Annotated in this window: 23 protein-coding genes and 1 pseudogene; 17 read left to right on the forward strand and 7 right to left on the reverse strand. The window is 37.8% G+C overall.

Going from position 1 to position 25,609, the window contains the following annotated elements; translation table 11 throughout:
- Window positions 1-709 precede the first annotated feature (709 nt).
- The 3 genes and pseudogenes from WH188_RS26300 to WH188_RS07560 all read left to right on the forward strand — a co-directional run.
- Window positions 710-1,162 (forward strand): annotated as a pseudogene (locus WH188_RS26300) (Crp/Fnr family transcriptional regulator); the annotation flags it as partial.
- A gap of 148 nt (window positions 1,163-1,310) precedes the next feature.
- Window positions 1,311-1,613 carry a transposase gene (locus WH188_RS07555; protein ID WP_339423907.1) on the forward strand — a complete coding sequence of 101 codons (303 nt, stop codon included), beginning with the start codon at window positions 1,311-1,313 and terminating at the stop codon, window positions 1,611-1,613.
- 186 nt (window positions 1,614-1,799) lie between these two features.
- Window positions 1,800-2,531: a hypothetical protein gene (locus WH188_RS07560; RefSeq protein WP_339423673.1), complete on the forward strand. Its 732-nt coding sequence runs from the start codon at window positions 1,800-1,802 to the stop codon at window positions 2,529-2,531.
- Between the two features lie 399 nt (window positions 2,532-2,930).
- On the opposite strand, the gene WH188_RS07565 is transcribed toward WH188_RS07560, so the two are convergent.
- Window positions 2,931-3,494 carry a hypothetical protein gene (locus tag WH188_RS07565; protein WP_339423674.1) on the reverse strand — a complete coding sequence of 188 codons (564 nt, stop codon included), beginning with the start codon at window positions 3,492-3,494 and terminating at the stop codon, window positions 2,931-2,933.
- Window positions 3,495-4,374: 880 nt separating this feature from the next.
- Here WH188_RS07565 and WH188_RS07570 point away from each other — a divergent pair.
- The 3 genes from WH188_RS07570 to WH188_RS07580 are packed head-to-tail and all read left to right on the forward strand — an operon-like array spanning window position 4,375 to window position 10,567.
- Window positions 4,375-7,926, forward strand: coding sequence for a SusC/RagA family TonB-linked outer membrane protein (locus tag WH188_RS07570; RefSeq protein WP_339423675.1), 3,552 nt, complete (start codon window positions 4,375-4,377; stop codon window positions 7,924-7,926).
- A gap of 11 nt (window positions 7,927-7,937) precedes the next feature.
- On the forward strand, window positions 7,938-9,296 hold the full coding sequence (locus WH188_RS07575; RefSeq protein WP_183916857.1) for a RagB/SusD family nutrient uptake outer membrane protein: 1,359 nt from the start codon (window positions 7,938-7,940) through the stop codon (window positions 9,294-9,296).
- Between the two features lie 17 nt (window positions 9,297-9,313).
- Complete coding sequence (locus WH188_RS07580) at window positions 9,314-10,567, forward strand: TlpA family protein disulfide reductase (RefSeq protein ID WP_339423676.1); 1,254 nt, start codon at window positions 9,314-9,316, stop codon at window positions 10,565-10,567.
- Window positions 10,568-10,639: 72 nt separating this feature from the next.
- Here WH188_RS07580 and WH188_RS07585 read toward each other — a convergent pair whose 3' ends face one another.
- The 3 genes from WH188_RS07585 to WH188_RS07595 form a co-directional block, all read right to left on the reverse strand.
- Window positions 10,640-10,867 (reverse strand): hypothetical protein, encoded by a 228-nt coding sequence (locus WH188_RS07585; protein ID WP_183916853.1) that lies wholly within the window; start codon window positions 10,865-10,867, stop codon window positions 10,640-10,642.
- 458 nt (window positions 10,868-11,325) lie between these two features.
- Window positions 11,326-11,904 (reverse strand): Crp/Fnr family transcriptional regulator, encoded by a 579-nt coding sequence (locus WH188_RS07590; RefSeq protein ID WP_339423677.1) that lies wholly within the window; start codon window positions 11,902-11,904, stop codon window positions 11,326-11,328.
- A 174-nt stretch (window positions 11,905-12,078) separates the two neighbouring features.
- A complete protein-coding gene (locus WH188_RS07595; protein WP_183916849.1) occupies window positions 12,079-12,468 on the reverse strand; it encodes a hypothetical protein in 390 nt (129 codons plus the stop codon).
- Window positions 12,469-12,744: 276 nt separating this feature from the next.
- On the opposite strand from WH188_RS07595, the gene WH188_RS07600 reads away from it, so the two are divergent.
- The 7 genes from WH188_RS07600 (at window position 12,745) to WH188_RS07630 (ending at window position 17,251) form a co-directional block, all read left to right on the forward strand.
- On the forward strand, window positions 12,745-14,031 hold the full coding sequence (locus WH188_RS07600; protein ID WP_339423678.1) for a hypothetical protein: 1,287 nt from the start codon (window positions 12,745-12,747) through the stop codon (window positions 14,029-14,031).
- A gap of 70 nt (window positions 14,032-14,101) precedes the next feature.
- Window positions 14,102-14,524 (forward strand): hypothetical protein, encoded by a 423-nt coding sequence (locus WH188_RS07605; protein ID WP_339423679.1) that lies wholly within the window; start codon window positions 14,102-14,104, stop codon window positions 14,522-14,524.
- 446 nt (window positions 14,525-14,970) lie between these two features.
- Window positions 14,971-15,615 (forward strand): DUF6266 family protein, encoded by a 645-nt coding sequence (locus WH188_RS07610; RefSeq protein WP_339423680.1) that lies wholly within the window; start codon window positions 14,971-14,973, stop codon window positions 15,613-15,615.
- 74 nt (window positions 15,616-15,689) lie between these two features.
- A complete protein-coding gene (locus tag WH188_RS07615; protein ID WP_183916842.1) occupies window positions 15,690-16,241 on the forward strand; it encodes a DUF6266 family protein in 552 nt (183 codons plus the stop codon).
- A complete protein-coding gene (locus WH188_RS07620) occupies window positions 16,189-16,689 on the forward strand; it encodes a DUF5675 family protein (protein WP_339423681.1) in 501 nt (166 codons plus the stop codon). Before WH188_RS07615 ends, WH188_RS07620 begins: the two co-directional genes overlap by 53 nt.
- A gap of 183 nt (window positions 16,690-16,872) precedes the next feature.
- Window positions 16,873-17,097: a hypothetical protein gene (locus WH188_RS07625; RefSeq protein WP_339423682.1), complete on the forward strand. Its 225-nt coding sequence runs from the start codon at window positions 16,873-16,875 to the stop codon at window positions 17,095-17,097.
- Window positions 17,084-17,251, forward strand: coding sequence for a hypothetical protein (locus WH188_RS07630; RefSeq protein WP_339423683.1), 168 nt, complete (start codon window positions 17,084-17,086; stop codon window positions 17,249-17,251). Before WH188_RS07625 ends, WH188_RS07630 begins: the two co-directional genes overlap by 14 nt.
- Window positions 17,252-17,332: 81 nt before the next feature.
- Here the strand turns inward: WH188_RS07630 and WH188_RS07635 are convergent, their stop codons facing one another.
- The 3 genes from WH188_RS07635 to WH188_RS07645 form a co-directional block, all read right to left on the reverse strand.
- Entirely contained in the window at window positions 17,333-17,509 is a 177-nt protein-coding gene (locus WH188_RS07635; protein ID WP_339423684.1) for a hypothetical protein, read from the reverse strand.
- The gene (locus tag WH188_RS07640; protein WP_339423685.1) at window positions 17,496-18,080 is read right to left on the reverse strand and encodes a zeta toxin family protein; all 585 of its coding nucleotides are present in this window, start codon (window positions 18,078-18,080) and stop codon (window positions 17,496-17,498) included. The genes WH188_RS07635 and WH188_RS07640 overlap by 14 nt, the downstream gene beginning before the upstream one ends.
- A gap of 279 nt (window positions 18,081-18,359) precedes the next feature.
- Complete coding sequence (locus WH188_RS07645; RefSeq protein WP_132770774.1) at window positions 18,360-18,641, reverse strand: hypothetical protein; 282 nt, start codon at window positions 18,639-18,641, stop codon at window positions 18,360-18,362.
- 357 nt (window positions 18,642-18,998) lie between these two features.
- On the opposite strand from WH188_RS07645, the gene WH188_RS07650 reads away from it, so the two are divergent.
- From WH188_RS07650 to xylA, 4 genes are all read left to right on the forward strand, one after another.
- On the forward strand, window positions 18,999-19,841 hold the full coding sequence (locus WH188_RS07650) for a sugar phosphate isomerase/epimerase family protein (protein WP_339423686.1): 843 nt from the start codon (window positions 18,999-19,001) through the stop codon (window positions 19,839-19,841).
- A 17-nt stretch (window positions 19,842-19,858) separates the two neighbouring features.
- Window positions 19,859-22,246, forward strand: a complete 2,388-nt coding sequence (locus WH188_RS07655; RefSeq protein ID WP_339423687.1) for a glycoside hydrolase family 95 protein — start codon at window positions 19,859-19,861, stop codon at window positions 22,244-22,246.
- 514 nt (window positions 22,247-22,760) lie between these two features.
- Window positions 22,761-24,236, forward strand: a complete 1,476-nt coding sequence (locus WH188_RS07660; RefSeq protein WP_339423688.1) for a xylulokinase — start codon at window positions 22,761-22,763, stop codon at window positions 24,234-24,236.
- An 11-nt stretch (window positions 24,237-24,247) separates the two neighbouring features.
- A complete protein-coding gene (xylA, locus tag WH188_RS07665) occupies window positions 24,248-25,576 on the forward strand; it encodes a xylose isomerase (RefSeq protein WP_339423689.1) in 1,329 nt (442 codons plus the stop codon).
- Window positions 25,577-25,609 lie beyond the last annotated feature (33 nt).

The following is a 25,609-nucleotide window of genomic DNA, read 5'->3' on the forward strand; positions in this document are numbered from 1 at the left end:
ATAAATAGCAGATGTGATCAATCTTTCTAATTAAGGTTGTCAGCGAGCAATAAACGATAGTTTATTGCTCGTTCTGTTTAATTGAAAGAAAATCTCCTTAAGATGCGATTCGAAATTTGGCTTTTATTATGATCTGATAAGAAATGTCTTTAAGGCACAAGGACAGCTCTCCCTTTGATCTTTCCACTTCTTATACGCTCATAAACTTCATTTGCTTGATCGAGTTTAAATTCCTCTATCTCAATACGGATCTTCTTCTGCCTAGCCTTTACAACTACTTCCATTAACAGTTATTCATAAATCGATGATATAGTTTAGGGAAGACTAGAAGTTTCCAAGGCTTTATTTTTTATACCTATTCTATTTCGAGCGATATCCTTTTTAGGAACCAAGCTAGTCTTTATCCCCAAATTGCACATAGCCACGTAGTATCAGGTCTACATAATTTTCGGTGTCTATTGCTTGAATTTTGCTGCCAATTTATTTCCTAAGCCAAGGTGTATTACATAAAAATTTGACTTAGTTTCTTCAAAATTACGAATACGTTTTACATGAGTAACTCCAGCGGGCATAGAAGTTTAAAAATCGGATGATGTAAATTTTTCACCTATTGTCTTGGCAGCTTTTTTTAGCTCAGCTTTTTGGACTTAGTTCTGTAATTAAAAAAACAGCTATTTGTTGCAGCTAAGAAAAACATGCTCTACTCAACCTTGGTGAGATTCAAAAGTCATTTTTTTTCATAATTAAAGGGGTTGTACGATCATATTATGTTGATAGTAATGGTAAAGACATAACGTCTTGGCTATTATTCGAAGGGGACTTGGCTATTTCTGTATTTAGTTTCTTTAGCCAACAAAAATCTTTTGAAGTACTTGAAACGCTAGAGGATTCCTCTTTGCTTGTATTAAGTCACGACAATTTACAGTTTCTATGTAATACATTTCCGGAATTCAATTTTATTGGCAGGATATTAACCGAGATGTATTACATTAAGAGCGAAAAAAAGGCAAATGAGCTTAGGGTCTTTAGTGCTAAGAACCGTTATAATCGCCTATTAGAAAGGCATCCAGACATTATCAAAAGAGTATCATTAGGAATCATTTCCTCATATTTAGGTATCACGCAGTCGACGCTAAGTCGAATCCGTTCAAAAAAAATGTAAATTTTTAAAGATGATTTACGGATTCACAGATAAAAATTAGATAGTGAATGAACCTCAGCCCGCTTTTTCGATTTAAAATTTATCACTTCCATCCTAAATTTATTGAGGATGGAAGTGATTCAATCGCCTGCCATGCGAACAAAATAATATCATATACAAAGAGCGCTGGGAGATCGAGACGTTTTTTAAGCACCTCAAGCAGCGGTTGAAGGTCACCAGTTTTGTAGGCACCTCCGAGAATGCCGTTTACATCCATATTTGGACAGCTCTGATCGGGATATTGCTCTTCAAATTTATTCAGAAGCGGGCGAAATATGGCTGGAACCTGTCCAATCTGGTGAATTTCATACGATTGAATATCTTCGTGAAGATTGATCTGTGGAAATGGGCTGACGACCCATTTATTTCGGGAAAACTACCAAATCAAAATGGACAGTTTAACCTGTTCTGAAAGAGACAGAGGGGGGCGATTCGGAGAGTAACAACAAAATCTGCATGGAAACAACCGTAGATAGGGATTTTTATGGGGCTAAAATTTATTTAGGACGATACTGATGAAATATATAATAGTGCATTTTTTTTGCTATTTAATTAATTTTTAGCTAAATTGGAGTTATAATCAATTTTAATAACCAAAATGAATTTTTTTGAAAAACTGGAACTGTTTGCCGACAGAAATTATGTGATATTTACGATTTTAAGCTTTTTTATAGCGATTATTTTCTACTGTCTTAGCTCTGTCCTGTTCAATCAATATAGCATCTTAGTGTATGGGATTTTGGTTGGAATCCAGTTGTTCTTATTTTTTAGAACTTGGCTGAAGTATGAACAGGCAATGCATTTGGAACTAATAATTCCTCTTATTTTGTGTGTTTTGTGTTTTGCATTAATGATGTTTGACGAAGTCCACTTAAAAAATGATTGGTATTTTCTTCCTTGGGGAGCCTTTATCGGAGGAGTAATTTCGGCTTTCAATATTAAATTAATAATGACCCAAAAAAATAATATGCTAAAGTCAAGTTCTAAATTTTTCTATATAAGTATTTTGTTTGTACTCTCAACTATTTATTTTAATGGGCTATTGTCTCTCGGTAATATTTTTAATGCTAAGCAATTTGTTAAATGGGAAAAGGCTAAGGTAACAGTTCCTTTCCTTTTAATGACCCCTGGTGGTTCATTTAATGATGCTGAGTTCGAGAATGAGGAATGGGGTTCGCGGTTTATGAATCTGTTTTTTATGGAATGGGAAGGGAACTTTCCGGGAGAAATGACTGCCGAGGTGAAGGTGTTTAAAGGGAATTTTGGAAAAGATTATATGTTAAAAACGTATGACCAGTATGAAAAAGTTGATGCTCGGCAATTATACTAGTCAAACGTATAACTTATAAATCGAATGAAGAAGAATGAATACTTCCACTATTTTATACGTAACGCGGACATTTCAGATTTGGTGCCTATATTATCGGTTCTATGAGAGATTTATGGGATAGATTCTTCTTTGTCTACTAGACCAGATGCTTCTTTAAGTTGACTTACCTCCCTAAAACTAATTCGATTTTGAAGGGGTATCTTACTACAGTATATCCAAGTACTTTTCTATCTTCAAACTGTACGTAACGTCGAAGGATCAAGTCTACATAATTTTCCGCATCTACAAGTTGACTGAATTTTTCTACAAATTTATTTCCTAGACCAACATGTAAGACTTGAAATTCTGGGTTTTCTTCTGTGTTTTCATCTGCATTGCAAATTATCGTCTCATGCCCCTTTAGTTCTTTTTACTTCGACGTGTATTTGCTAGTTTATTAACTGCGCGTTGATCACTTAGTAGCTTTTCAAAATCCTCTAGTGTATTTAAACTGATATTTGGGAATAAAAAATTGCTAATATTACCAATAGCTTCTCCGGATGCTTTTTCTAATCTCGTTATTTCATCGATTCTAACGTTATCATCTGAATTTTCAAATATATAGTCGATTCGACTTGATTTTATAGCGGTAACATCTACAATCTTCTTTTTTGGAAATTTTTCATAACCGTATTTACTTCTAAAATAGCCACCCAGCCGTGTTAAATTTTCTGAAGGTTCAACTTTATTTATTTCTTCGAAGTAGTCATTGCCAAAAAGTTTTGTTAGCAATCCTACATGTGTTTCTTTAAATAATAATTTAAATAGTAAAAATTGCTCACAAGTGAGATATTGATGTTTTTTATTACTCATATTACTTATTGTTGCCACTGGAATATTAGTCCATGCATACATTTCAATATCAGAATATCCTGAGTTATCCATTAATATGGATAAATTTTCTTTCCAAGTTTCTTTACACATTTTAAAATTATGTTTTGATATTACATAAAGTGTTACTATATTTGTTATAGCAATTTTAATATCACGGCTTTAGCCATGATGAACGAAGTTTTCTCATACCGAAAGACCAAATGCCTATGAGAGAGTCGTGGAATTGCCCTATGCTTGAAAAAGTTTTGTACTTTTGTTTATATAAAAGCATAAGGGTAGTTCTCACGTTAACTCTAGACGGCACTCCATGTGGTTTCCAAAAGAAATTTACAAGGAGAAGGGTTGGTCCCCTCGGGTCTGAGTTGTGAGGCTATCCTTTTGTGATTTTACATACCTCTAAGCTCTCTTTGAATTTCTTCGTTCACATAAAACCAAAAGATTATGAGAACGATTAAAAACAAAATTCAAGCCCTGTATTACCCAATCAACCATCCGGGTTGTAGGTCTTACAGATCACCACCATTAAAGAACGTCATCGCTCCGCCAGAGTGATCACATTCAAGAAAATAAAAACCACAAAAGGTATAGGAACAGTAAGTTCTTACGATTGCGCTTAACCGTGCAAATGATAAAACCCTACTTGAGGTTTTTACCGATACATACTATTGCAATTTCTTACTTAATTAATAATTCCTTAAAATGCTCTTTCAAGCGTCAGACACTTTAAAAGTAGCATTAAAGAATTAGATAACCAAATAGTTTAATGTAATTTTGTATAGTTTTTCTATATAAGCGTGATCGGTTTTTACTTATTACAATGAAATGCAATGACGAAGACCATATTATAACCAATTGACGAAGATTTAATATTGCATTTTTTCCATCTTATTTTTTAACTATTGAACGGTTGAACAGGGAGCTAATTGCTTAGATTTTAGCTACAGTTTCACCTTCAATTAACTAACGAAAAATGCAAAAAAATTGCAATAGGGAGAGCTATGCGCTATTTCCAAGGGAAAGAATTGTCCCGACTTCAGGGGTATCAATTGGTCTTTATTTTAAAACGGACCGAAAATTAAACGTATTGAAAAATTATATCCAATCTAGGAAAGGAGAGACGAAGTCATTATTTATTGGTCATGGTCTACCTCTCAACACAAAATATTATAAACAGTTATGGACTGTAGTAGTCAGCAATTGGTTGACATACATTATGCTGTTAGCTTTTAATCTTGTACTATGCTTATTAAAAGCCATAAAAGTTATTGCGATCTCATCTATCATGATGATCGCAGTATTTCATAGTTTATGTTTATCAGCTCAGACACCCCGCAAGGACAGCGGGGTGAAAGGGGCTGATAGTGATGTACTACGCGGTACGGTCGTATCAGCAGTCGACAACAGACCATTGGACGGTGTATCTGTTAGAATCGAAGCCGAAAAGGAGAGAACCTCCACCAAGAAAGACGGAACATTTAGTCTTCCAGTAGAACACCGAAAAGGAATGGTAAAGTTTACCTATGTAGGCTACAGAACTCAAGAGATCAGTTATACCGCAGGAGTATCGTTAACCATAAAATTGATACCTGAAGACAATAAACTAGAGGAGGTAGAGGTCGTATCGACAGGATTCCAGAAGATCCCAAAAGAGCGCGCCACTGGTAGTTTTGAGTTTGTAGACAACAAGTTACTGAATCGTAAAGTCTCGACAGACTTTGTGAGTAGGTTAGAGGATGTCGTGCCGGGTTTGACCTTTAATAAGACAGGTAATAGTCGAGGAGACTATTTAAATATGAATGTGCGAGGGTTAAGTACTTTACGTTCTGAAATGTTTCCTTTAATTGTTATTGACGGAGTGCCATATGACAATAAAAATGCTGACTTTGGAAAAGGAACTTTTAATAACATCAACCCCAATGATATCGAGAGTATCACAGTATTAAAAGATGCAGCAGCATCGTCTATTTGGGGTGCACAATCTGGTAATGGGGTAATTGTCATCACGACGAAAAGAGGGAAATTTAACGAACGTACCCAGCTAAGTTTCAATTCTAATGTTGGTGTCAAAGCTAAGCCAGATTTGTATTATTATCCGCAAATGGCTACATCAGATTATATCGATGCACAACAATATTTATTTGATCAAGGTAAATACAATAGCTGGTTTAGGAATAAATTTAGAAATCCGCAACCAGCAGTATGGCTCATGTTCAAGAAAAAGAATGGTGATCTATCCGAATCCGAATTTAACGCTGAGATTGGTAAAATGAAAAATATGGATATGCGCGATGATTTCTTGAAATACATGTACCGCAATGCAGTCAATCAACAATATCATGCACAGTTGCAGTCTGGTGGGGAGAAGGTCAATACACTTTTTTCAGCTGGTTATGATAAGAATTTAAATGATGTTATCACTTCAGCGTATCATCGGTTGAATTTGAAATCGAATAGCCAGTTCAAGCCCATTAAAAATATGGTGCTGGATTTAGGTGTCATGTACACTGAAAGTAAAATTCAAGAGTCGTTGTTGCCAGTTGGCTATAATAGGTTAGCAAATGGTATGCAAAATTATCCTTATATGCGGTTAGCTGATGAAAATAGGAATCCTTTAGAGGTAAACGTTGGGGGCTATAATCCTGTTTTTAAGGATACAATAGCTGGAGGACGTTTGTTGGATTGGTCCTATTATCCTTTGAAAGAATTGAATGATACAAAAGAAACTCAGAATATCAATGAGTTTTTCACGACTATAAAGGTTAATTATTACTTTGATTTTGGTTTAAAATTGAATCTATTGTATGCTTATCAGCGTTCTTCAACAGAAATAGAAATGTGGAGAGGCATTGGATCGAGGATACAGCGGGATTATATTAATCGTTATGCAAGCTGGGATGATGCAAAGGTTACATGGAATCTTCCTGTGGGTGATTTGTTAAACGTTATCAATTGGGATAGTCGTACACATCATAGTCGAGGAACAGCTGAGTATAGTCGAAAATGGAACAGTAAACATGAGTTGTCATTGTTCTCAGGAATTGAATTTAGGAAAATTCAGAAAAATGTAATCTCAAGTCAATACAATGGCTTTAATCCGGAAAATGGATCCTATAAATCTGTACCATACGGTGTTGAGGTGCCCTTATTAAATGGAATCATGGGGACATCGACTATTGATGATTTAAGTCGTTATGAACTTTATCAAAATAATTTTTATTCGTATTTCGCCAATGCGGGTTATACCTATTTAGAGCGCTATTTGTTTAGTGGTTCTTATCGGAAAGATGCTTCCAATCTGTTTGGTATCAAGAGTAATGATCGTGGACAGCCTTTTTGGTCCCTTGGTGGAGCTTGGGTACTATCTAAGGAATCATTTCTGCAAGGCAGTCCATTTGATTATTTGAAATTACGCAGTACCTATGGCTATAATGGAAATGTGAACAACAGTGTGTCTGCTTATCCCATTATTTCCATTGAAGGTGAGGCACATTATATCACTAATCAAAATTATGGGATGATTAGCACTCCACCTAATCCTAGTTTACGATGGGAACGAGTAGCAATTACGAATCTTGGGCTTGATTTTGCATTAAAAGGAGATAGGCTTTCGGGGAGCATCGAGTACTATGTGAAAAATGCGAAAGATCTAATTGCTCCAGATCGGGTAGACCCTAGTACGGGATTTACGACCTTGATGATCAATAGTGGTAATATTCGTACGAAAGGTTGGGATATTTCTTTAAATGCGATTCCTATTCAAGGCAAAAACTGGACATGGAACAGTAATGTGGTTTTTACCTACGGCCACACGAAAGTGTTACAATCTTACATTGAAAATGAGAATGGGAAAGACTTTATCAGTTCAGCACAATCTAATGCAAGGACACCAATAGCAGGCATGGATCTCTATAGCCAATTGGCGTATAAATGGGCAGGCTTAGATCCTGAAACGGGGCAAGCTCGTGCTTATCTTAATGGAGAGGTTTCCAAAGATTATAATGCCATATTAGCTACGAAGGTAAGCGATCTTGAAAACTATGGATCAACAGTTCCTTTGTACTCGGGGAGCTGGCGCAATAGTATTCGCTATAAGGACTTCGAGCTTTCTTGGAATATTTCCTATCAATTGGGGCATAAATTCCTACGAAATTCATTTGATAACCTATTATTTATAAACAGTAATATTGGGCATAAGGATTATTCTATGCGCTGGCAGAGGCCAGGCGATGAATTAACGACTGATGTACCTGCTTTGAAGTATCCTGCTGATTTAGGTAGTCAAGTGTTTATGCGATCATCAGCCCTGTTGGAGAATGGCGGGCAGATCAAATTGCGCGATATCCAATTGAGTCTGAATGTGCCTTTTGCGAGTAGGATTAAATTGAAAAATTGTCGTGTATACGCTTACCTTCAAAATATAGGTACCATTTGGCGAGGCAATAGGTTGGGTATTGATACCGAATATGGCTCCAATATACCAGATGCGATGATGTCTTCAGTAGGTCTTAATTTTAATCTTTAGCCTCCGAAATTATGAAAATATACATTTATATCTGTAGCATCTATGCGATGTTATCATTTTGTTGCTGCAATGACTTATTAGAAGTCAAGCCGGATATCAAAATGGTCGTTCCGAAAAGTTTGGAAGACGCCGAGCTATTGCTCAATGATTATAGTGCGATGAACACAGGGTACCCGATTTATGGGGAATGGTCTGCTGATGAATATTATGTTACATCCGAAATATTTGATGGTCTGTTAGATTTTGACCAGCGCAATACTTACACCTGGATGGATATCATCTACGACGATGTCGCACAATGGCAAAGACCCTATAAAGCCGTATACAATGCCAATCAAATCATTGAAATCATTCATATTGGTGGAACTGCTGAGAATACTGTTAAAGCCAGGAACCTACTGGGGATGGCGCATTTCTTTCGGGCATTTGCTTTCCATCAATTGGTAGAAGTATTTGCACCAGCATATCAAGAAGCAACTGCTGTTACTGAAATGGGTATCCCATTACGTTTGAATCCAGGTATTGATGAACCTTCTGTCCGCGCTTCGTTACAGAAAACTTACGATCAGATCATCACAGATTACAAGGAGGCATCTTATAAGTTGCCAATTGCAGAAGGAGTAAAGGGTAGACCTTCGCGTGCGAGTGCCTATGCGGGTTTGGCAAGGACATATCTAGTAATGGGAAAGTATGAAAATGCCTATTTATATGCAGACTCCTGCTTGCAATTGCAATCCGAACTGATGGACTTTAACGAACTTGATAAAAATAGGGATTTGCCAATTGATCGATTCAATGTGGAAGTGCTTTTTTCTGCAATATCGGCAACTGCAGGGCCAATGAGTCTCAATAATGGATTGGTTGATTCGACTCTTTACCGGAGCTATTCGTCGTTAGATTTGCGCAAAGGTATTTTCTTTCGAGATAACATTTATCCCTTACATTCTTATGGCTATAAAGGGAGCTACGATAATTCGATGGCGAATCTCTTTGTAGGGCTTACTACAAGTGAAGTCTATCTGATCAAGGCAGAGGCAGCTGCACGAATCGGAAAGATTGATGAGGCTCTATCAGCATTGAATACTTTGGGTCAAAAACGATATGAACCGAACAAATATATGGCCGTTACAGAACGTAATCCAACATTATTATTACCTCTGATCTTGACAGAAAGACAAAAAGAACTGGTCTTTCGCGGTCGTCGCTGGTCTGATCTGAAAAGATTGAACTTGGATTCGAAGTTTCAGAAAACGTTGAAGCGCGAGATGTATGGGGTGATTTACCAATTAGAACCCAATAGTCGAAAATATGCCTATAGACTGCCTGAAATCGTGATCAATAATGGAAAAATACCTCAAAATATTCGCTAATCATAAAAAAAAGCAACATGAAATATATAAGAATAATAGCACTGCTGTCCGTGATACTGATGTCGGCTCTATATGTCACTGCACAGTCTGATAGAAAAATAGATTTGAGTAAAGCACTTAAAGTGGGGGATACTTTTGTTGCGCCAAGCGCAGTACAACAGATGCGCGGCAATGAAAAAGTTATCGATCTACAGAAATTAGCGGATAAGGTCGTGATCTTGGATTTCTTTGATACCTTTTGTGGCACTTGTATTCAGACCATGCCTAAATTACAGCAACTACAGGATAAACTGAAGGACAGGGTGCAGATCATCACTGTTAGTTGGCAGGATAAAGCGACATTGGAGGAGTTCTTTGAGAAAAATAAATTTCTCAAAGAAAATAAGGTCAATTTACCTGTTATTTATTCGGATGTGTATTTGAAAGAGCGATTTCCTCATCAAAGTGTTCCTCATGTCGTATTCCTGTATCAAGGAAAAGTGCAGGCAATAGCGAGTAATAAGGTGATTACTGCTGAGCATATTATGGAATTATACGCTAATGGAACAATTGATCTACCCCTCAAAGATGACTTTGGAAAAGGAAATCTTATAAGAGGAGCTCAAAATGAAATGCAAATAAAGGGGGCTGTATCGTTATTGGGCTATCAAAATGGTGTTCCTTTCGAATCCTTTAGAATAAAGCAGGACAGCATAACCGGTTTGCAAAAAAGTTCTTTTTATAATAGTTCTATCTATAGTACTGTTATGGCAATTTGGGCCAAGATAGAAAAATCGGACTATATACCCAGATCAGAGCGATTATGCTTGAAAGTAGGCGATCCGAATCGTTATCGGGATATTGCTAATGTTGGGGCTATGTGGTATGTGCAACATGCAATTTCTTATGAGCGCTTGGATGCTATATCAAGAAATGATTCTGCCCAGGCAAGAATCGTACTACATGATCTACATAGCTTAATGGGGATTCGTACCTATAAAACGATCAAGAATATTGAATGCCTCATACTTAGGCCTTGTCCAGTAAAATCATATACTGGTAAATTACCTCTCAATGGTTTGACATTTCAAGGGAGTTCAGTTCTTGCGGTTATGCTAGATATGGGAGCTAAATTTCCACCAGTGTTGGACATGGTTAAAAGTAAGGAAACTATAAAACTTGGAGAATATAGCAAGTTGGATGAGTTGAACGAACAGCTTGCCAACTATGGTATCGTAGCAGAAATTGGAATGGGCGAGCAGGAGGTTCTGGTAATTGAAGAGGTGGAGTAATATAAAACAAAATAGGGTATGGAAATTCATACCCTATTCTGCGTTAAGGAAATACAGATGTTAAATCAATATTTATATTCTTTCCTTCAACTTCACATGCGTGCCATTGACCTGATTTTGTAATGAATTAATCATTTCATTTTTCAATGCATCGGTGATCACAGGTTGTCCGCTACCATTATTAGCGGCTTCTAAAGTACACATCTGTTCTGTTGCGCCAGGACAGCTTGGTGTACCTGAAGCTAAAGTATAAGAACTCGGTTGCGATGGGTCTGAGCCCGTATAATTAAATAGTGCCATAATTGACAAGTATAAATAAAGTGAAATTTTTTGTATTATTTCAATGTGTATACCTAGTACGCATTGATTGTTATCATAATTTTTGCACGTTAAAATTGCTGCGGAATACCAAACGGTATGCCATCTAAACGCGGCTTTTTTGGTTGTTTTTTTATGTCTGTACCGCTAAGCGGGGAAGACCGTAAATTTGCGTCGGTATTGTTGGATACCTTTGTGAACTTGTTTCATGTTTCTTTTTTATTTAAATCGTAAAACTATATTTTCAAGATTATTATTTGCGTTATGTTTCTTAAAGTAAAATTAGTGTCTATAATCTTCGCTGTCTTGTAGCATAGCTACCTATTTAAATTTTATTGTTTAAGGTGTTATCCCTTGTGAAGCACATACAATTATCTTCAGCTAATTAAATTAAAGTTATAACCAATATACATCTTGATGTTGTTGCATTGCTACAAGATTTACGTTTGTTTAATATGGTATCGTAAAGCGATGTAGTAATCCCGGTTACAAGAAATATTTAAAAAGGAACGACGCTCCTTGATCGTGAGCAAAGGCATGATATGAGGCATTTTGAGGTATAGCTCGTGTACGCGATGTGCAGGAGGAAGGTTGAGAATATGAACAATATCCTGCAATCTGTTGACCTTATGTTGCTTGAGGATATGGAAGATCACACTCAGTTCAGGATGTTGAACAAGTGCATGCTTGAAATCGGTATTGCTGATCTCATATAAAATCGTGGGTTGCAAAAATTTGATGGCTACTGCTGTTGCGGTATCGCTATAGGGATGATTGGTCCCCGTAAAATATTCGTTCTTCCCGCTGATGCGTTCTATGCGAACGGTCGTATCGGCCTCGAGAACTTCTTTGGCGACGACACCATCAATAATAAAACACCAAGTCGACATCGGAATACCGGCTATCTTGTAATAATTTCCTTTTTTATAAAAACTGAGCTTGCCATGTTCTTTGAGGAATGCTTGTGATGCGGTACTCATTTCATGGTATTTACTGAAGAAATTTTTCATTCTTTCCATAATTCATACTATTGGCGTCTAAATGGAATGCTGTGAACTGTCGGCTACTTTCACAGTGTTTATTATTTTGTAATGGTTAATTGCGTATTAAAATTTATAAAGGAGTTTTGGAATTGCTTGAGGGGCGGGGATCTCGGTTCCGCCCCAAGCAAAGTGATATTTATCTAGCTCAGTTTAGCTGTATTGTATACGGATCATGAGTGGAAGAATAAGCATATTTGTCGAATGACTCCCTACGGGATCTTGCCACTCGTCCAATCCATGAACAACCATATTTTTTTTGTCTGGCACTTCTGCCTCGTCTTTATCTTCTTTAATAAAATTGACGGTTAGGCCCGCAGCATAGTTGTTGGCGATGGCATTTGCTAATTCTTGTTTAAACGCGGGATCCATATTTTGGAGCTGTGATAGCTGACTTACCGTAAGGTTGAACCATTTGTAAAGCCAACTATCAAAATCAGTTCGGATTTCGTTCATTTCAATCAGCAATAGTGTCATTGAAAGTCCAAGGATGTGCGCTTGCAGATAGTTGACTCCTGCTTGATTAAAGATTAAAATATTCATTGTTTGTTATAATTGTTGAATTTCAAATTTGGGAAATATATCTTTTTGCGAAAAGAACTCTTAGCTACTTATAGGCTAAGGGAGAGTTAAACGTGCCATTAAAGTGGACATTTGAGATTAAAGTACCCTAAAAAAGTCCTTTAAGTTCTAAAATGAGCTTGAAATTTATTTAAATAAAAGGTTCTGACCTATATTTTATACTTACAGACGACTTTGTTTAATAATGAAATTTTATTAACTTGCATGTTGACCTAATTAGACAATGTTTTTCCTGTTATGATGATTAACCTTTTTGATAAGCATATTTTAAATATTAATGTCTTATATCGACACTTCAGGTCATATTATTTTTATTATCTGATTCTTGTCTGTTTACCTTTGCTGTACAATAAGATTACCTATAATTATACCTGGACTGCCTTACCGGTTTTTTCTTTTAAATTTGGATCTCTTTTTCTGCTCACTGCATTAGTGATTGTTTTTATAACGGCAGTAGGTATTCTGATTCAACGGAAAGGTACCATTCAAGAAAATGATTTTAAGATTGTATGGAAGAATGGAACCGCTAGAGTCTTGTTTTATATCCTGCCAATTGGATTAGGGCTATGCATTTTGATCGTATTTAAGTATATCTGGTATGATGGTGAACAGATGTATGCAATCTTGTGGGAGCATGCGAAATCTCGGTTTCTGTTATACTTGGTCATCATGATATCTTTTACGGTCTGGCTGGATGCAAATCCGGAACGTAACTTGCTGATCATGTATTTTCCGCATGAACTTCCCATTCAGGTAATCATAGAAGAAAGAGTTGATGGTGCCGGTGTCCTTGCTAGTCGTGAACCGATGCATCCTGATATCCAAATTGACAATACTGTAGAAAAGCTATCGCAAGTTGTGGAGGATAAGATAATATCCGTACTGGAAAATAGATGGCATGATACCCAGGTAAAAGGACTATTTAAAGATGCGCTGTCGGAATTTGCTGCTGATCATCAAGTTTCCAGTACTGCAGATGAGCAACTGCTCCATACAATACCTTTAAAACAGTTATTTAAGGAGGTACTAGAAGAGGCGGAAAATGAGCGTGATGGTCTGGATAATATCCTGCTCGAGAATCTTTATGCTAGCTTATATGCTAAAAGCCCAACTAGGCTTGAGCCATCTTTTAACGATCTCAAAAGTGTCATACTGTTCCATATTTTTGCTATAGAGTCTCATTCTAATCATGCTGTTGTCATATTGACCGATGGAATGCGGATTGACTGTCCTAAAATTATTGGTACCCTGAAAAATAAAGGTTTTCTAAAATGGTTGGTTAAAGTCAATAAGGCGCATTATATCAATATGATGCATGTGTGTTTTATGGACTATAGAACAGGTGGATATATCAAGATACAAAGCCAGACCTTACAGGCTTTAAGAGAAAATCTGACCCAAAATGAAGTGCTAAAAATATGTGCACAAGGAAGTAAGGTAAAGAATAAATATATAGAGGAGTTTTTGAAATCGCGATTTGATCTTAGTTACGAAGGTTGGAACGCTTTTGTTCCGTTGACATAAATTGAAAATTAACCAATTATAAACCAGATCGATCGGACCGGTCAGCGCAGGTTTACTGCGTTGCACGGTTATGGATCTCGGCGGTAGGTCGCCCTTATCGAACCTACTTATGCTTTTTTATGAAAATACTCCTGCGTGGCAGGAGTCCTACAACAGCTATGCAACAAATGCAACATGCGTTGGTACAAAATTTTCTTACAATATTCCTACTCATCCAGATGCGGCAATAGCATTGCTGCATACTAAAATTGACCGTGTATTGCTGCTGCTGGAAGATCAGCAAAATGATGAATATGCCGGACTCATCGGCACGATGGATACCCGAGAGGCTGCCGCGTTTATTGCTATTTCAAAACGCACTTTTGAACGCAAGGTAAAGGAGGGTCTGATCAGTCCGATTGCTAAAAATATGAAAAAGAACAAGTTTTCAAAGCAGGACGTGGTACGGCTTTACATCGCATATCGGGGCTATAGGCCTACACATCTGCCATGATCTTATTCGGACCTTCTTTTAACCTTGTTCGGACCTTCTTTTAACCCGCTTTTAAGTTCTATCGTTGTTGCAAAGTTCCTGCAAAGCTCCTGCACAGTCCTTTCCCCGATGCAGGGACGGCGCAGGGACGGTGCACATACGACGCAGTTGTAGCTTTTGTTAAAAGCAGGTTACCAGCAGGTAGCCTTATGGTTGGTAAGAGGTACTTATTTTTAGTAATAGATCTGAGTTTTTTTGCTTTGAAGATGCGTATGACCGGAACCTGCTCATGGGATACACCGACATAACACCGACAATATCATACCGGTACGCCGACAAACACCGACAATCTCCCTTAGCCTCTTGACAAGCCCTATGTCTAGATGCTATGTTTGTCATCGTAAAGCGAAATATACCGGTATGCATCAGGCTTTTACGTATGGTCAAATCTTTTAAAAATTAGAAAAATGGGAACAATTAGACAGGGAGCAAATGGGGGTTTTAGCGGTAAGACCGGCTCAATAATAGGCAGCAGTTGGAAGGGTATCGACTATATAAAAGGGCTGTCCAGAAAGCGGACAAAAGCAGCCTCAGAAGAACAATTGATCGTGCAGGCACGCTTTTATGCAATGACAAAATTCTTAATGCCGATAGCACCGATTCTACGTCTGGGATTCGGTCTGGTGAATTCCGACAGGATGACGCCGACCAATGTTGCACTCAAACAGAATATCGATCAGGCAGTGATCGGAACGTATCCAAATTTTGAGCTGGACTATAGCAAGATCAAGATCAGCGCGGGTTCATTTATCGGTGGTGGTACGACAGGTGCCTCGGCTTCTTTGGGTCTGCTGTCTGTAACCTGGGACGCGACGCTCAGTACTTTGTACCAGTCCAAGGCCGATGATCAGGTCATCATCCTGCTGTACCAGCCGACAGTGAATGAATTTATGACGGCGCCGACACCACCTTTGCGTGCAGATAGCGCTATTGATATCTCCATACCGGACCATCTGCTGGGTGCGAAAGGTCATGTATGGATCTTTTTTGCTGATCGTAAAGGTACGAAGGTTTCCGGTAGCACCTATCTGGGAGAGATAGATTTATTGTAATCAGTTTTATTCATTTATCAGATCGGGAGAAGCGACGGCTTCTCCTGGTTCTGATCTTCAAAAAATGTGTCATTATGTTAGTAATATCAAATAAAAAAGAAACGAAGCCCGAACCTAATAAAATCAAATCCATCCAGCTTGGCTTTAAAGTGGTTCGGTATTTCCTCAATCCGCTCAATCTTTTGATCCAGATTGGATTTGCAACCCGTAAAAAAGGAAAAACTGCTCTTGGCAGAGCCATGTCCCATCATCTATGCAATGCGCTCACGGGAGAATATCCGGATATTACGATCGATCCTGCTAAAGCAAAAATAAGTGAAGGAACTTTGGCCCAGGTACTGCTCGACAAAGTGGAAAGGGGAGGTGATTTTATTACGTTGAAGTGGCATTTACCGGGTCGTTTTTTTCCTGATCACAGTAACTGGGATGATGAGCTGGTGTTATGTGCTTATGATGTTGAAGCGGGCAATGCGGCGATTAATGAACAGCAGGTAATCCGAAAGGATGCGTGCATGATGCTTGAGCTTCCTTCTGTTTTGAAGGGAAAACAGGTGCATCTTTACTTGATGCTGCATGACCGGGATAAACGGAAAGTCTCAAGAAGTGAGTATCTGGGGAAATATTAATCTGACGGTTATGCATTTAAAAGTGATCCGTATCCAGCAGGGAAAGAACAGTACCCTGTCGGAAATTTACCTGAATAATCAGTTGATCTGCTATGGTCTGGAGGACATCCCCCGTGAAAAGAAAATACCAGGAAGTACCTGTATTCCCGCTGGAAGATATAAGCTTGGTTTCAACCGTGATGGAGGGATGAACGGTAATTATTACGACCGTTTTCCGAAACTGCACAAAGGTATGATCGAAATCAAGGCTATTCCAGGTTTCAGCTACGTCTATCTCCATATCGGTAATACGCATAAGGAAACGGCTGGTTGTCTGCTCGTAGGAACGGGTTATGTGTTCGAAAGAGGGGATTATCGATTGGTGCAGTCGGTTACGGCGTATAAGAAATTGTATGCCTTGCTGGTGGAATTAATGGTATTAGGGGAAGTGTTTATCGAAGTAACATAGTAACAAGTAAAGAAGTGACTAGTAAAGGAGTAACGTAATGAGTAGAGTAGTGACGGAGTAACAATTAATGGGGGGACGGGGAATACTATTTAACCTACTAACGCTCTCAACTTATAACTTTCTTACTAACCTACTAACTGCATAACCTTCTAATTATTTACTAACCTTCTAACTTTTTAAAAAATGAAAAAAATAATTGGAAAAATAACCCGCGCACTCCAGGTAGTGCTGCTGGCACCGATTAAATTGCCGGGAAAAGCTTTAAATATTATCAAGTACATTGCTCTTGGACTTGGTGTAGTGGAGACGGTACTGGATGATAAAGATAATAAAGAAGAGGATGAGTCACCGCCACCAGAGCAGATCGTGTCACATAAAGAAAAGGAGGTGCCTGATGAAATTGAATGATATCCGGTTGGGTGCTTTAGGTGGGACACTTTGTTCCATCTGGGCTTCTGTTTCATTCGGTGATGTGCTCCAAACCATGCTAATGGCGGCATTAGGAACGATCATTAGTGTTGTGACTAGTCGATTAATCGGAAAAATCGGGAAGAAGAAATAGTTTTACCTATGTGTCAGTAAATCGGAGAAATCCGCTTTACTGACATTTTTATGTCCTGATGTGAAAACACATAAGACTGCATTATTTAGAATCAGATTTTCTAGCCCTTCTGGGCTTAATCTTCACGATTTTGTTTTTCCGTAATACCACTAATTCACTATTTTTGTTTTTCTTGAATTCGATCAGTTTTTCATATACTTTTTCGAGCCCTTTGAGGATTTTGATTTTCTCTTCTTCTTGAATGTCAATCGTTGTCATAATAGCTTTTTAATAGATTAAATTTATTCTCTTTTATTATGTTTAATAATTGGTCAGTTTTTTTTTCAGCTAATAGCTCATGTTTTCCTTCCGAATTATCAAATATTAAAGCTCCGTCAACGATTGGTAAGTATATATTAAAAAGATTTTTAATGCCATTCATATATCTTCTGGCAATAACATCTGTATCAATATGATGACCTCCTTCTAAAACTCTAGTTCTTACACGTTCTTTAGCAAGATCTATACTCTGTAACCAAAAAAATAACAAAGTAACGCGATACCCTTGCTCTTTTGCTTTAATTATTCTATTTCTGTAACTTTTTGTCGCTAATGTTGTTTCAAATGCAAAGTTTTCATTTTCTAAAAATAATTCGTCTATTCTTTTTAACATGATTCTATCTGCTTCAAAGGCTACTTTTTCAGGTTGAAAAGGAGACAAACCTTTAGCAATTTCGTCAGCATTGATAAATTCTTTACATTCTAAGATTTCAGGTAAAATAGTAAAAGAAGCTGTAGTCTTCCCAGCTCCGTTACAACCTGCAATTATGTAAAGCTTTTTATCCCGCATTTAAACAAAAATACAAATTTATAATATCATTACATTAATTTCTGGAGCTGAATATATTTTTTAACAGAAATCTCATTTTAAATTGCATGTATGAGGTAAGCCACACTCTTTTAAGTGTTTTTTTGCACTTTGGTAGCATATTGAGATGTTTTTTATCATACGAATAATATTTCTTTGTTGGACATGATTATTTTGTAGCAGTTTTTACGTAAAAAAAAGAAGTAACCTACTCGAGGTTATTTCTTTTTTTGTGCATAAGAAAAGTTTTGATATCCAAAGTTAGTTTGAAACAGCGATGATGCTTTCAAATACTTTGTCCATAAAGAGTACAGTATCCATATTTTTTTCATACTTCCTATGTTCAAATAGAAGTTCAAAATTGCCGTTATATTTCATTGCAACAAGTTCAAATTTGCGTAGTTCCAGCCAGGTTGGAATCTCCTCGATACCGGGTACTGCGCAAGTGATAGTTTTAAAATTTCCTTGTTGCGTAATGCTATAATGAACATGGACCGGAGTAGAGGTCTTCTTCGGATAGATGACCATAATGTTTTGTTTCATACTGAATATAAAAATGAAAAAATAGTTGATGCCGCTCACTACGAAGAGCAGGAATCGCTAAGTGCAGACGATCTGCCTAAAGCCAGAAAGATAGAAGGAGAGATGTCGTTATCAATGAACGAGGACGTAGCGTAATCTCAGTTTTTAATCACATTTATGTAAGATACTGAAATTAAGTTAAATAAGCAAATGTTAGGTAAGTGTTATATGAAACGTTGTAACGCTATTATACTTTTTTGGAGCGTAAAATTATTGTGATTTATCGGTTATTTAGCGTTAAATTAATATCTTTAAAACTAGGTCGACAGCAGGTATGACCACTATCAATTAAACCATTCGAGTAATACCGAGATTATTATGAACGCAAGAAGAGCATTTCTCCAAAAGGGATTTTTGGGAATATCTGGATTAGCCTTAGCCAGTACATTTCAATTGGAGGCACAAGCAACTACTTTAGTAAAAAAAGGAAAAGAAGATGGCTTCCATTTGGGAGTTGCAGGTTATAGTTTTGTCAATTTTAAGTTAGACGAGTCTTTAAGTATGATGAAGCGGATGGATATTAAATACCTATGCATCAAAGATTTTCATCTTCCTTTTAAGAGTACAGCAGCCGAAATTAGTAATTTTCATGAAAAGCTAAACAAATCTGGTGTTAAGGGTTATGCTGTAGGTCCGATTTACACCACTTCGGTAAAAGCAATCGACGATGCTTTCGATTATGCTAAACGTGTAGGAGTTAATTTAATCATCGGTATTCCGAATAAAGAAGATTTGACCTATCTATCCAATAAGACAAAGGAAACAGGGATCCGATTTGCGATTCATAATCATGGTCCTGAAGATAAATTGTATCCGAATGCTACGGTGATTTATAATCTGATCAAAGATTTAGATGCTAACCTGGGGATGTGTTTTGATATGGGACATGATACGCGGGATGGACAGGATGCGATCAAAGATTTACAACAATATCACAAAAGAATATTTGATATACACCTCAAAAATATCACTTCAGCAACTGCGGAAGGGACTACCTGTGAGCTTGGTCGTGGAGTCATTCATATTCCTTTATTTATAAAAGCATTGCGTAAGGTGAACTATAGCGGTAAGTGTAGCTTGGAACATGAAAAAGATATGGAGAATCCTTTGGCAGGTTTGGCCGAGTCAACGGGATATTTTAGAGGTGTTTGTGCTGTTTGATCTTTAGAATAAATTATATGTTTTCAACTAAGTTAATCCCATATTTTACATCAGTGAAAGTATGGCTATCCTTCTTGCTTTTCTTTATGATTGTTGTGGATGTAAGGGCGCAACATCAGGATCATGTTTTATGGTATAAAGAACCTGCTAAAAACTGGAATGAAGCATTGCCTGTCGGAAATGGCCGTTTGGGTGCTATGGTATTTGGAGATTATAATAAAGAGACGATACAGCTTAATGAGGAAAGTTTATGGGCAGGTACCAAACAAGATGCAAATGCGGATGCTGCTGCAAAATTGCCAGAAATACAAGCGTTATTGATCGCTGGTGAAATTGAAAAAGCTGCTGCGCTATCCGAAAAATACCTAAAAAGTGACCCGTTAAGAATACGCTCTTACCAGTCTTTTGGAGAATTACAGATTGATTTTGCGAACGAACGGTCTAAACCTGAACAGATTACTGGTTATCGACGTGAATTGGATATTCAAAGTGGTATTGCAACTGTCCACTATCAATTGAATGGGGTACAGTATAAAAGAGAAGTTTTTGTATCGGCTCCTGACAATGTGATCGTCATCCGCTTGACGGCAGATAAACCGGGTAAACTTACTTTCCGTTTATCGTACGGCAGGGAGCAGGATGCTACTGCGATGCCACAGAGTGAAAAGGAACTGCGCATACAGGGACAGATTGCAGATCTGCCACAGAAAGATGCGAGTGAACCAGGTCTACATATGAAGTTTGCAGGTTTGATGCGAGGCGTAAACAAAGGAGGTAGCCTAGCGGCGACAGCCAATTCATTTTTTGTGAAAGATGCCGATGAGGTGTTGTTCTATTTTACCGCTGCGACCGACTATAATTTCTCGATATTAAATTATGACCGTACGATCGATCCATTTTTACGTTGTCAGGAAATCATCGATAAGGTTAAAAATTTACCCTTTGACGAGGCTGAGAAACGTCATGTAATGGATCATCGTAAATTATTTGACCGCGTGGTTTTTAATATGGGTACCCCCTCTCTGTTGCCCACCAATGAACGTCTAAAAATGGTGAAAGACGGTCAACTGGATTTGTCTCTGATTAGTCTATATTTTCAATATGGACGCTATCTATTGATGGGGTCATCCCGTGCGCCAGGTGTACTTCCTGCTAATCTGCAGGGTATCTGGAATAAGGATATGAATGCGCCATGGAGTTCTGATTTTCATACCAATATCAATATCCAGATGAATTATTGGCCAGCAGAGGTGTGCAACCTTTCGGAAACGGTGGTGCCTTTTTCAAACTTTATTTCGGCTTTACGTGAACCCGGCCGTGTAACCGCCCGGAAAACATACAATGCTTCGGGATGGACAATGAACCACCTCACGGATTTATTCGGACGTACCGCGATAACGGATGGTGTTGGATGGGGTACTTTTCCTATCGCAGCTTCATGGCTGGTACTACATCAATGGGATCATTATTTGTTTACAAAGGATAAAGAATACTTGAAGAAAGAGGCTTACCCGTCAATGCAGGAAGCAGCGCAGTTTATGTTGGACTACCTGGTAGTAGATAAAAATGGGAATTTGGTGACAGCTCCTTCGAATTCCCCTGAAAATCAATATCGCATGGCTGATGGAAAGCAGTTTATGTTAACGTATGGTGCCACCATGGATGTACAGATCATCAATGAATTATTTCAAGCATGTGTGGAAGCAGAAACAATTTTAGGTCAAAAATCTGATTTTTCTGATCGCTTGAAAGCTGCAATGAAAAAACTACCTCCGGTTAAAATTAGTCCACGCTATAACACGATTCAGGAATGGATAGAGGACTATGAAGAGGTTGAACCGGGGCACCGACATATTTCGCATCTTTTTGGTTTATATCCCGGGAAATCAATTAATGCAAATGACCCTGAAATTTTTGAAGCTGCACGCAGAACGATAGCCCGTCGTCGTTTTTATAATGAGAATGAAGGCAACCGTATGGGAAGCTATACGGGATGGAGTCGAGCTTGGATGATCAATTTTTACGCACGTTTACTGGATGGGGATGAGGCTGGAAAAAATGTGCAGGAGCTCCTAGCTAAAACAACATTAAATAATCTGTTCAACACGCATCCTCCGTTTCAGATAGACGGTAATTTTGGAGGTACTGCGGGTATAGCAGAGATGCTAATTCAGAGCCATAATCAGGAGATTCATCTATTGCCGGCATTGCCACCGACTTGGACAACTGGTGAAATGAAAGGATTGCAGGCACGTAACGGACTGGTGGTGGATATGAAGTGGGAAAATGGAGTGACCTCAGCTACCATATATGCCAAAGAGACTAAAAAGGTAACAGTACGCTACAATAATAAAGTAAAAACAATGAAAGTAACTGCGAATAAACCGCTGATTGTTCAATTGTAATTTAAACCGGTTTTACCGATTGTGGAAAACCTTTTGATATATTAACAGATTTGACTTATGATTAGACAAGATGAAACTTTAATGCATTTAGTGAAAGGGATAGAGTCGTATGGTAAGAACTGTAGTAATCCTTTTTAGTTGTTTCCGAAAGAAGCTAAAATAGCGTCAGAATAAGTTAATATATAGCTTCTAAACGAAAGTTGATTTGTTGAAATTTATAGGTTAGAAATGAGTTGCATAAATGCGATACGTAGAAAACCAATAATATTGGTCAAGGGATAGAAACACAGTATTATACGATTCTAAACTAACATACCAGATCCAAATTATATCCTCAGTAATTTAATCTTCAAATAGAAGTAGCATAAATTAATAAAGAGGCCATTTAATTTAAAAAATACGATAGAAAGAAACGACTAGCGTTGGAGAGGTATATTAATTTACTTGATTCTGTACGAATGTTTAATTGACCAGGTTAAGATGAAATGGTATATAAAAATAATTTTGAATAAATATGTTATTATTAGGAATAGATCTAGGTACATCTTCGATCAAAGTTTCTGTTATTGATGCAGTTACAAATAAGAAAATTATCTCTTGTCATTTTCCTGAAACGGAAGCAGAAATTATATCCCTACAGGGTGGTTGGGCAGAGCAGGACCCTAATCTGTGGTGGACAAATACACAATTGGCCATTAAAAAAGCAAATGCATCTGGATTATACGACCCTTTGGATATTAAGGCTATCGGTATCGCTTATCAGATGCATGGGCTAGTAGTGGTAGGTAAAGAGCAACGCGCCCTACGTAATGCCATTATCTGGTGCGACAGTCGTGCTGTAAATATAGGTCAAAATGCATTTTCTGCACTAGAGGGAAAGGGTTTTTTGAACAGTCATCTTAATTCACCAGGTAATTTTACAGCTTCAAAATTAGCATGGGTGAAGCAACATGAACCGAAGGTTTATGAAAAAATAGACAAGTTTATGCTGCCTGGAGATTATCTTAGCATGCGTTTAACTGGTGAAATCAATACAAATGTGAGTTCGATATCAGAAGGAATTCTATGGGATTTTGAACAACAGCAAATTTCAGATACATTACTAACTTTTTATGGTATTGATCGCGAATTGGTGCCTAAGGTACAGCCCGTATTTTCAGATTATGGATCGCTTCGTTCGGATGTAGCAAATGAACTGGGATTATCACCGCAAGCAGTGGTTTGTTATAAGTCCGGTGATCAACCCAACAATGCATTATCCTTGAATGTTTTTGAGCCGGGAGAAGTTGCTGCCACTGCAGGTACCTCTGGTGTTATCTATGCCGTTACGGATCAAAGGGTACATGATCCCCAATCTCGAGTAAATACTTTTGCACATGTTAATTATGCACCTGGTATGGAACGATTGGGTGTGCTATTGTGCATCAATGGGACAGGGATACAAAATAGCTGGATCAGTCAGGTCACTGGTAATGGAAATGATTATGAAAGTATGAATGCGAAAGCTTCACGTATACCAATTGGATCTGAAGGGGTAAATATTCTGCCTTTTGGAAATGGTGCCGAGCGGATGTTGAATAACAAAACAATAGGAGCACATATCCAAAATTTAGATTTCCTCAGACATGGCACGGCTCATCTTTGGAGGGCATCACAAGAAGGAATAGCATTTTCCTTCCGCTATGGATTAGATCTCTTAAGGGAAAATGGGATCACACCGCAAGTCATTAAAGCCGGTCATGCCAATATGTTTTTGAGTCCTGTTTTTCAAGAAGCATTTGCAGGGGTAACAAACACACCCGTAGAGCTATATGATAATGATGGTAGTGTTGGAGCTGCTTTAGGGGCCGGTTTGGGTATAGGCATATTTGCGGATCGACAAGAAGCTTTTAAGGGGCTTCGAAAATACAAAACAATCGAACCAGAACATACTTCGCAATATGAGGAAGTATATGGTAAATGGAAACAATTATTAGAAGACAAACTATAAATTAAGATAAGATGAAAATTTTGACAGGAAATCATGTGTTCTTTAAACATGTAGAACAAGTTCAATTTGAGGGTGTAAATTCAGACAATCCGTTGGCTTTCCGCTGGTATGATCCAACACGTGTTATAGCAGGTAGAACCATGGCAGAGCATTTTAAATTTGCCTGTGCCTATTGGCATTCTTTTAATGGTAATGGGGCAGATCCATTTGGTGGTCAAACGCATTTTTTTCCATGGGATAAGAAAGCAACAATCATGGAGCGTGCAAAAGATAAAATGGATGCTGCTTTTGAATTTATGACGAAAATGCAGTTGCCATATTACTGTTTTCATGATGTTGATTTAGTGGATTATACCGATGATATTCATGAAAATGAACGCCATCTCGATGAGATCGTTGCTTATGCAAAAGAGAAACAGCAACAGAGCGGTGTGAAATTGCTTTGGGGGACAGCGAATTTATTCAGTCACCATCGCTACATGAATGGTGCTTCTACCAATCCTGATTTTCATGTTTTGGCCCATGCAGGTGCTCAGGTTAAAGCGGCAATTGATGCAACGATTGCATTGGGCGGTGAGAATTATGTATTCTGGGGTGGTCGTGAAGGGTATATGTCCCTGCTTAATACAAATATGAAAAGAGAGAAAGAGCATTTAGCGGAATTTCTACATATGTCAAAGGATTATGCACGTAATAATGGGTTTAAAGGTACATTTTTCATCGAACCAAAGCCATGTGAACCTACAAAACACCAATATGACTATGATGCCGCAACAGTGATTGGATTTCTTCGTGAATTTGATCTAATGGATGATTTTAAACTTAATCTTGAAGTTAATCATGCAACATTAGCAGGTCATACCTTCCAGCATGAATTACAGGTAGCTGCCGATGCTGGTTTATTGGGATCAATTGATGCAAACCGTGGTGATTATCAGAATGGATGGGATACCGATCAATTTCCAACGGACTTAACCGAATTGACAGAATCACTGATGATTATTCTTGAAGCAGGAGGCTTACAAGGTGGAGGTGTCAATTTTGATGCTAAAGTGAGACGTAATTCTACAGATCCTTTGGATTTATTCTATGCACATATTGGTGGTATGGACAATTTTGCACGCGCATTGGTTACTGCAGATAATTTACTTCAAAATTCCCCTTATAGAGAATTGAGAAAAGAGCGTTATAGCAGTTTTGATACAGGTGCTGGAGCAGATTTTGAGCAAGGTAAACTGTCTCTTGAAGATCTTCGTGCTCATGCTATCAATGAGGGAGAACCTAAGTTGATCAGTGGTCAACAGGAGTTTATGGAGAATTTGATCAACCGTTATATTTAAGATATTATTCATTTTATTATAAACCTACTTCTA

The sequence above is a fragment of the Sphingobacterium sp. MYb388 genome (assembly GCF_037479535.1).
Lineage (GTDB): Bacteria > Bacteroidota > Bacteroidia > Sphingobacteriales > Sphingobacteriaceae > Sphingobacterium > Sphingobacterium anhuiense.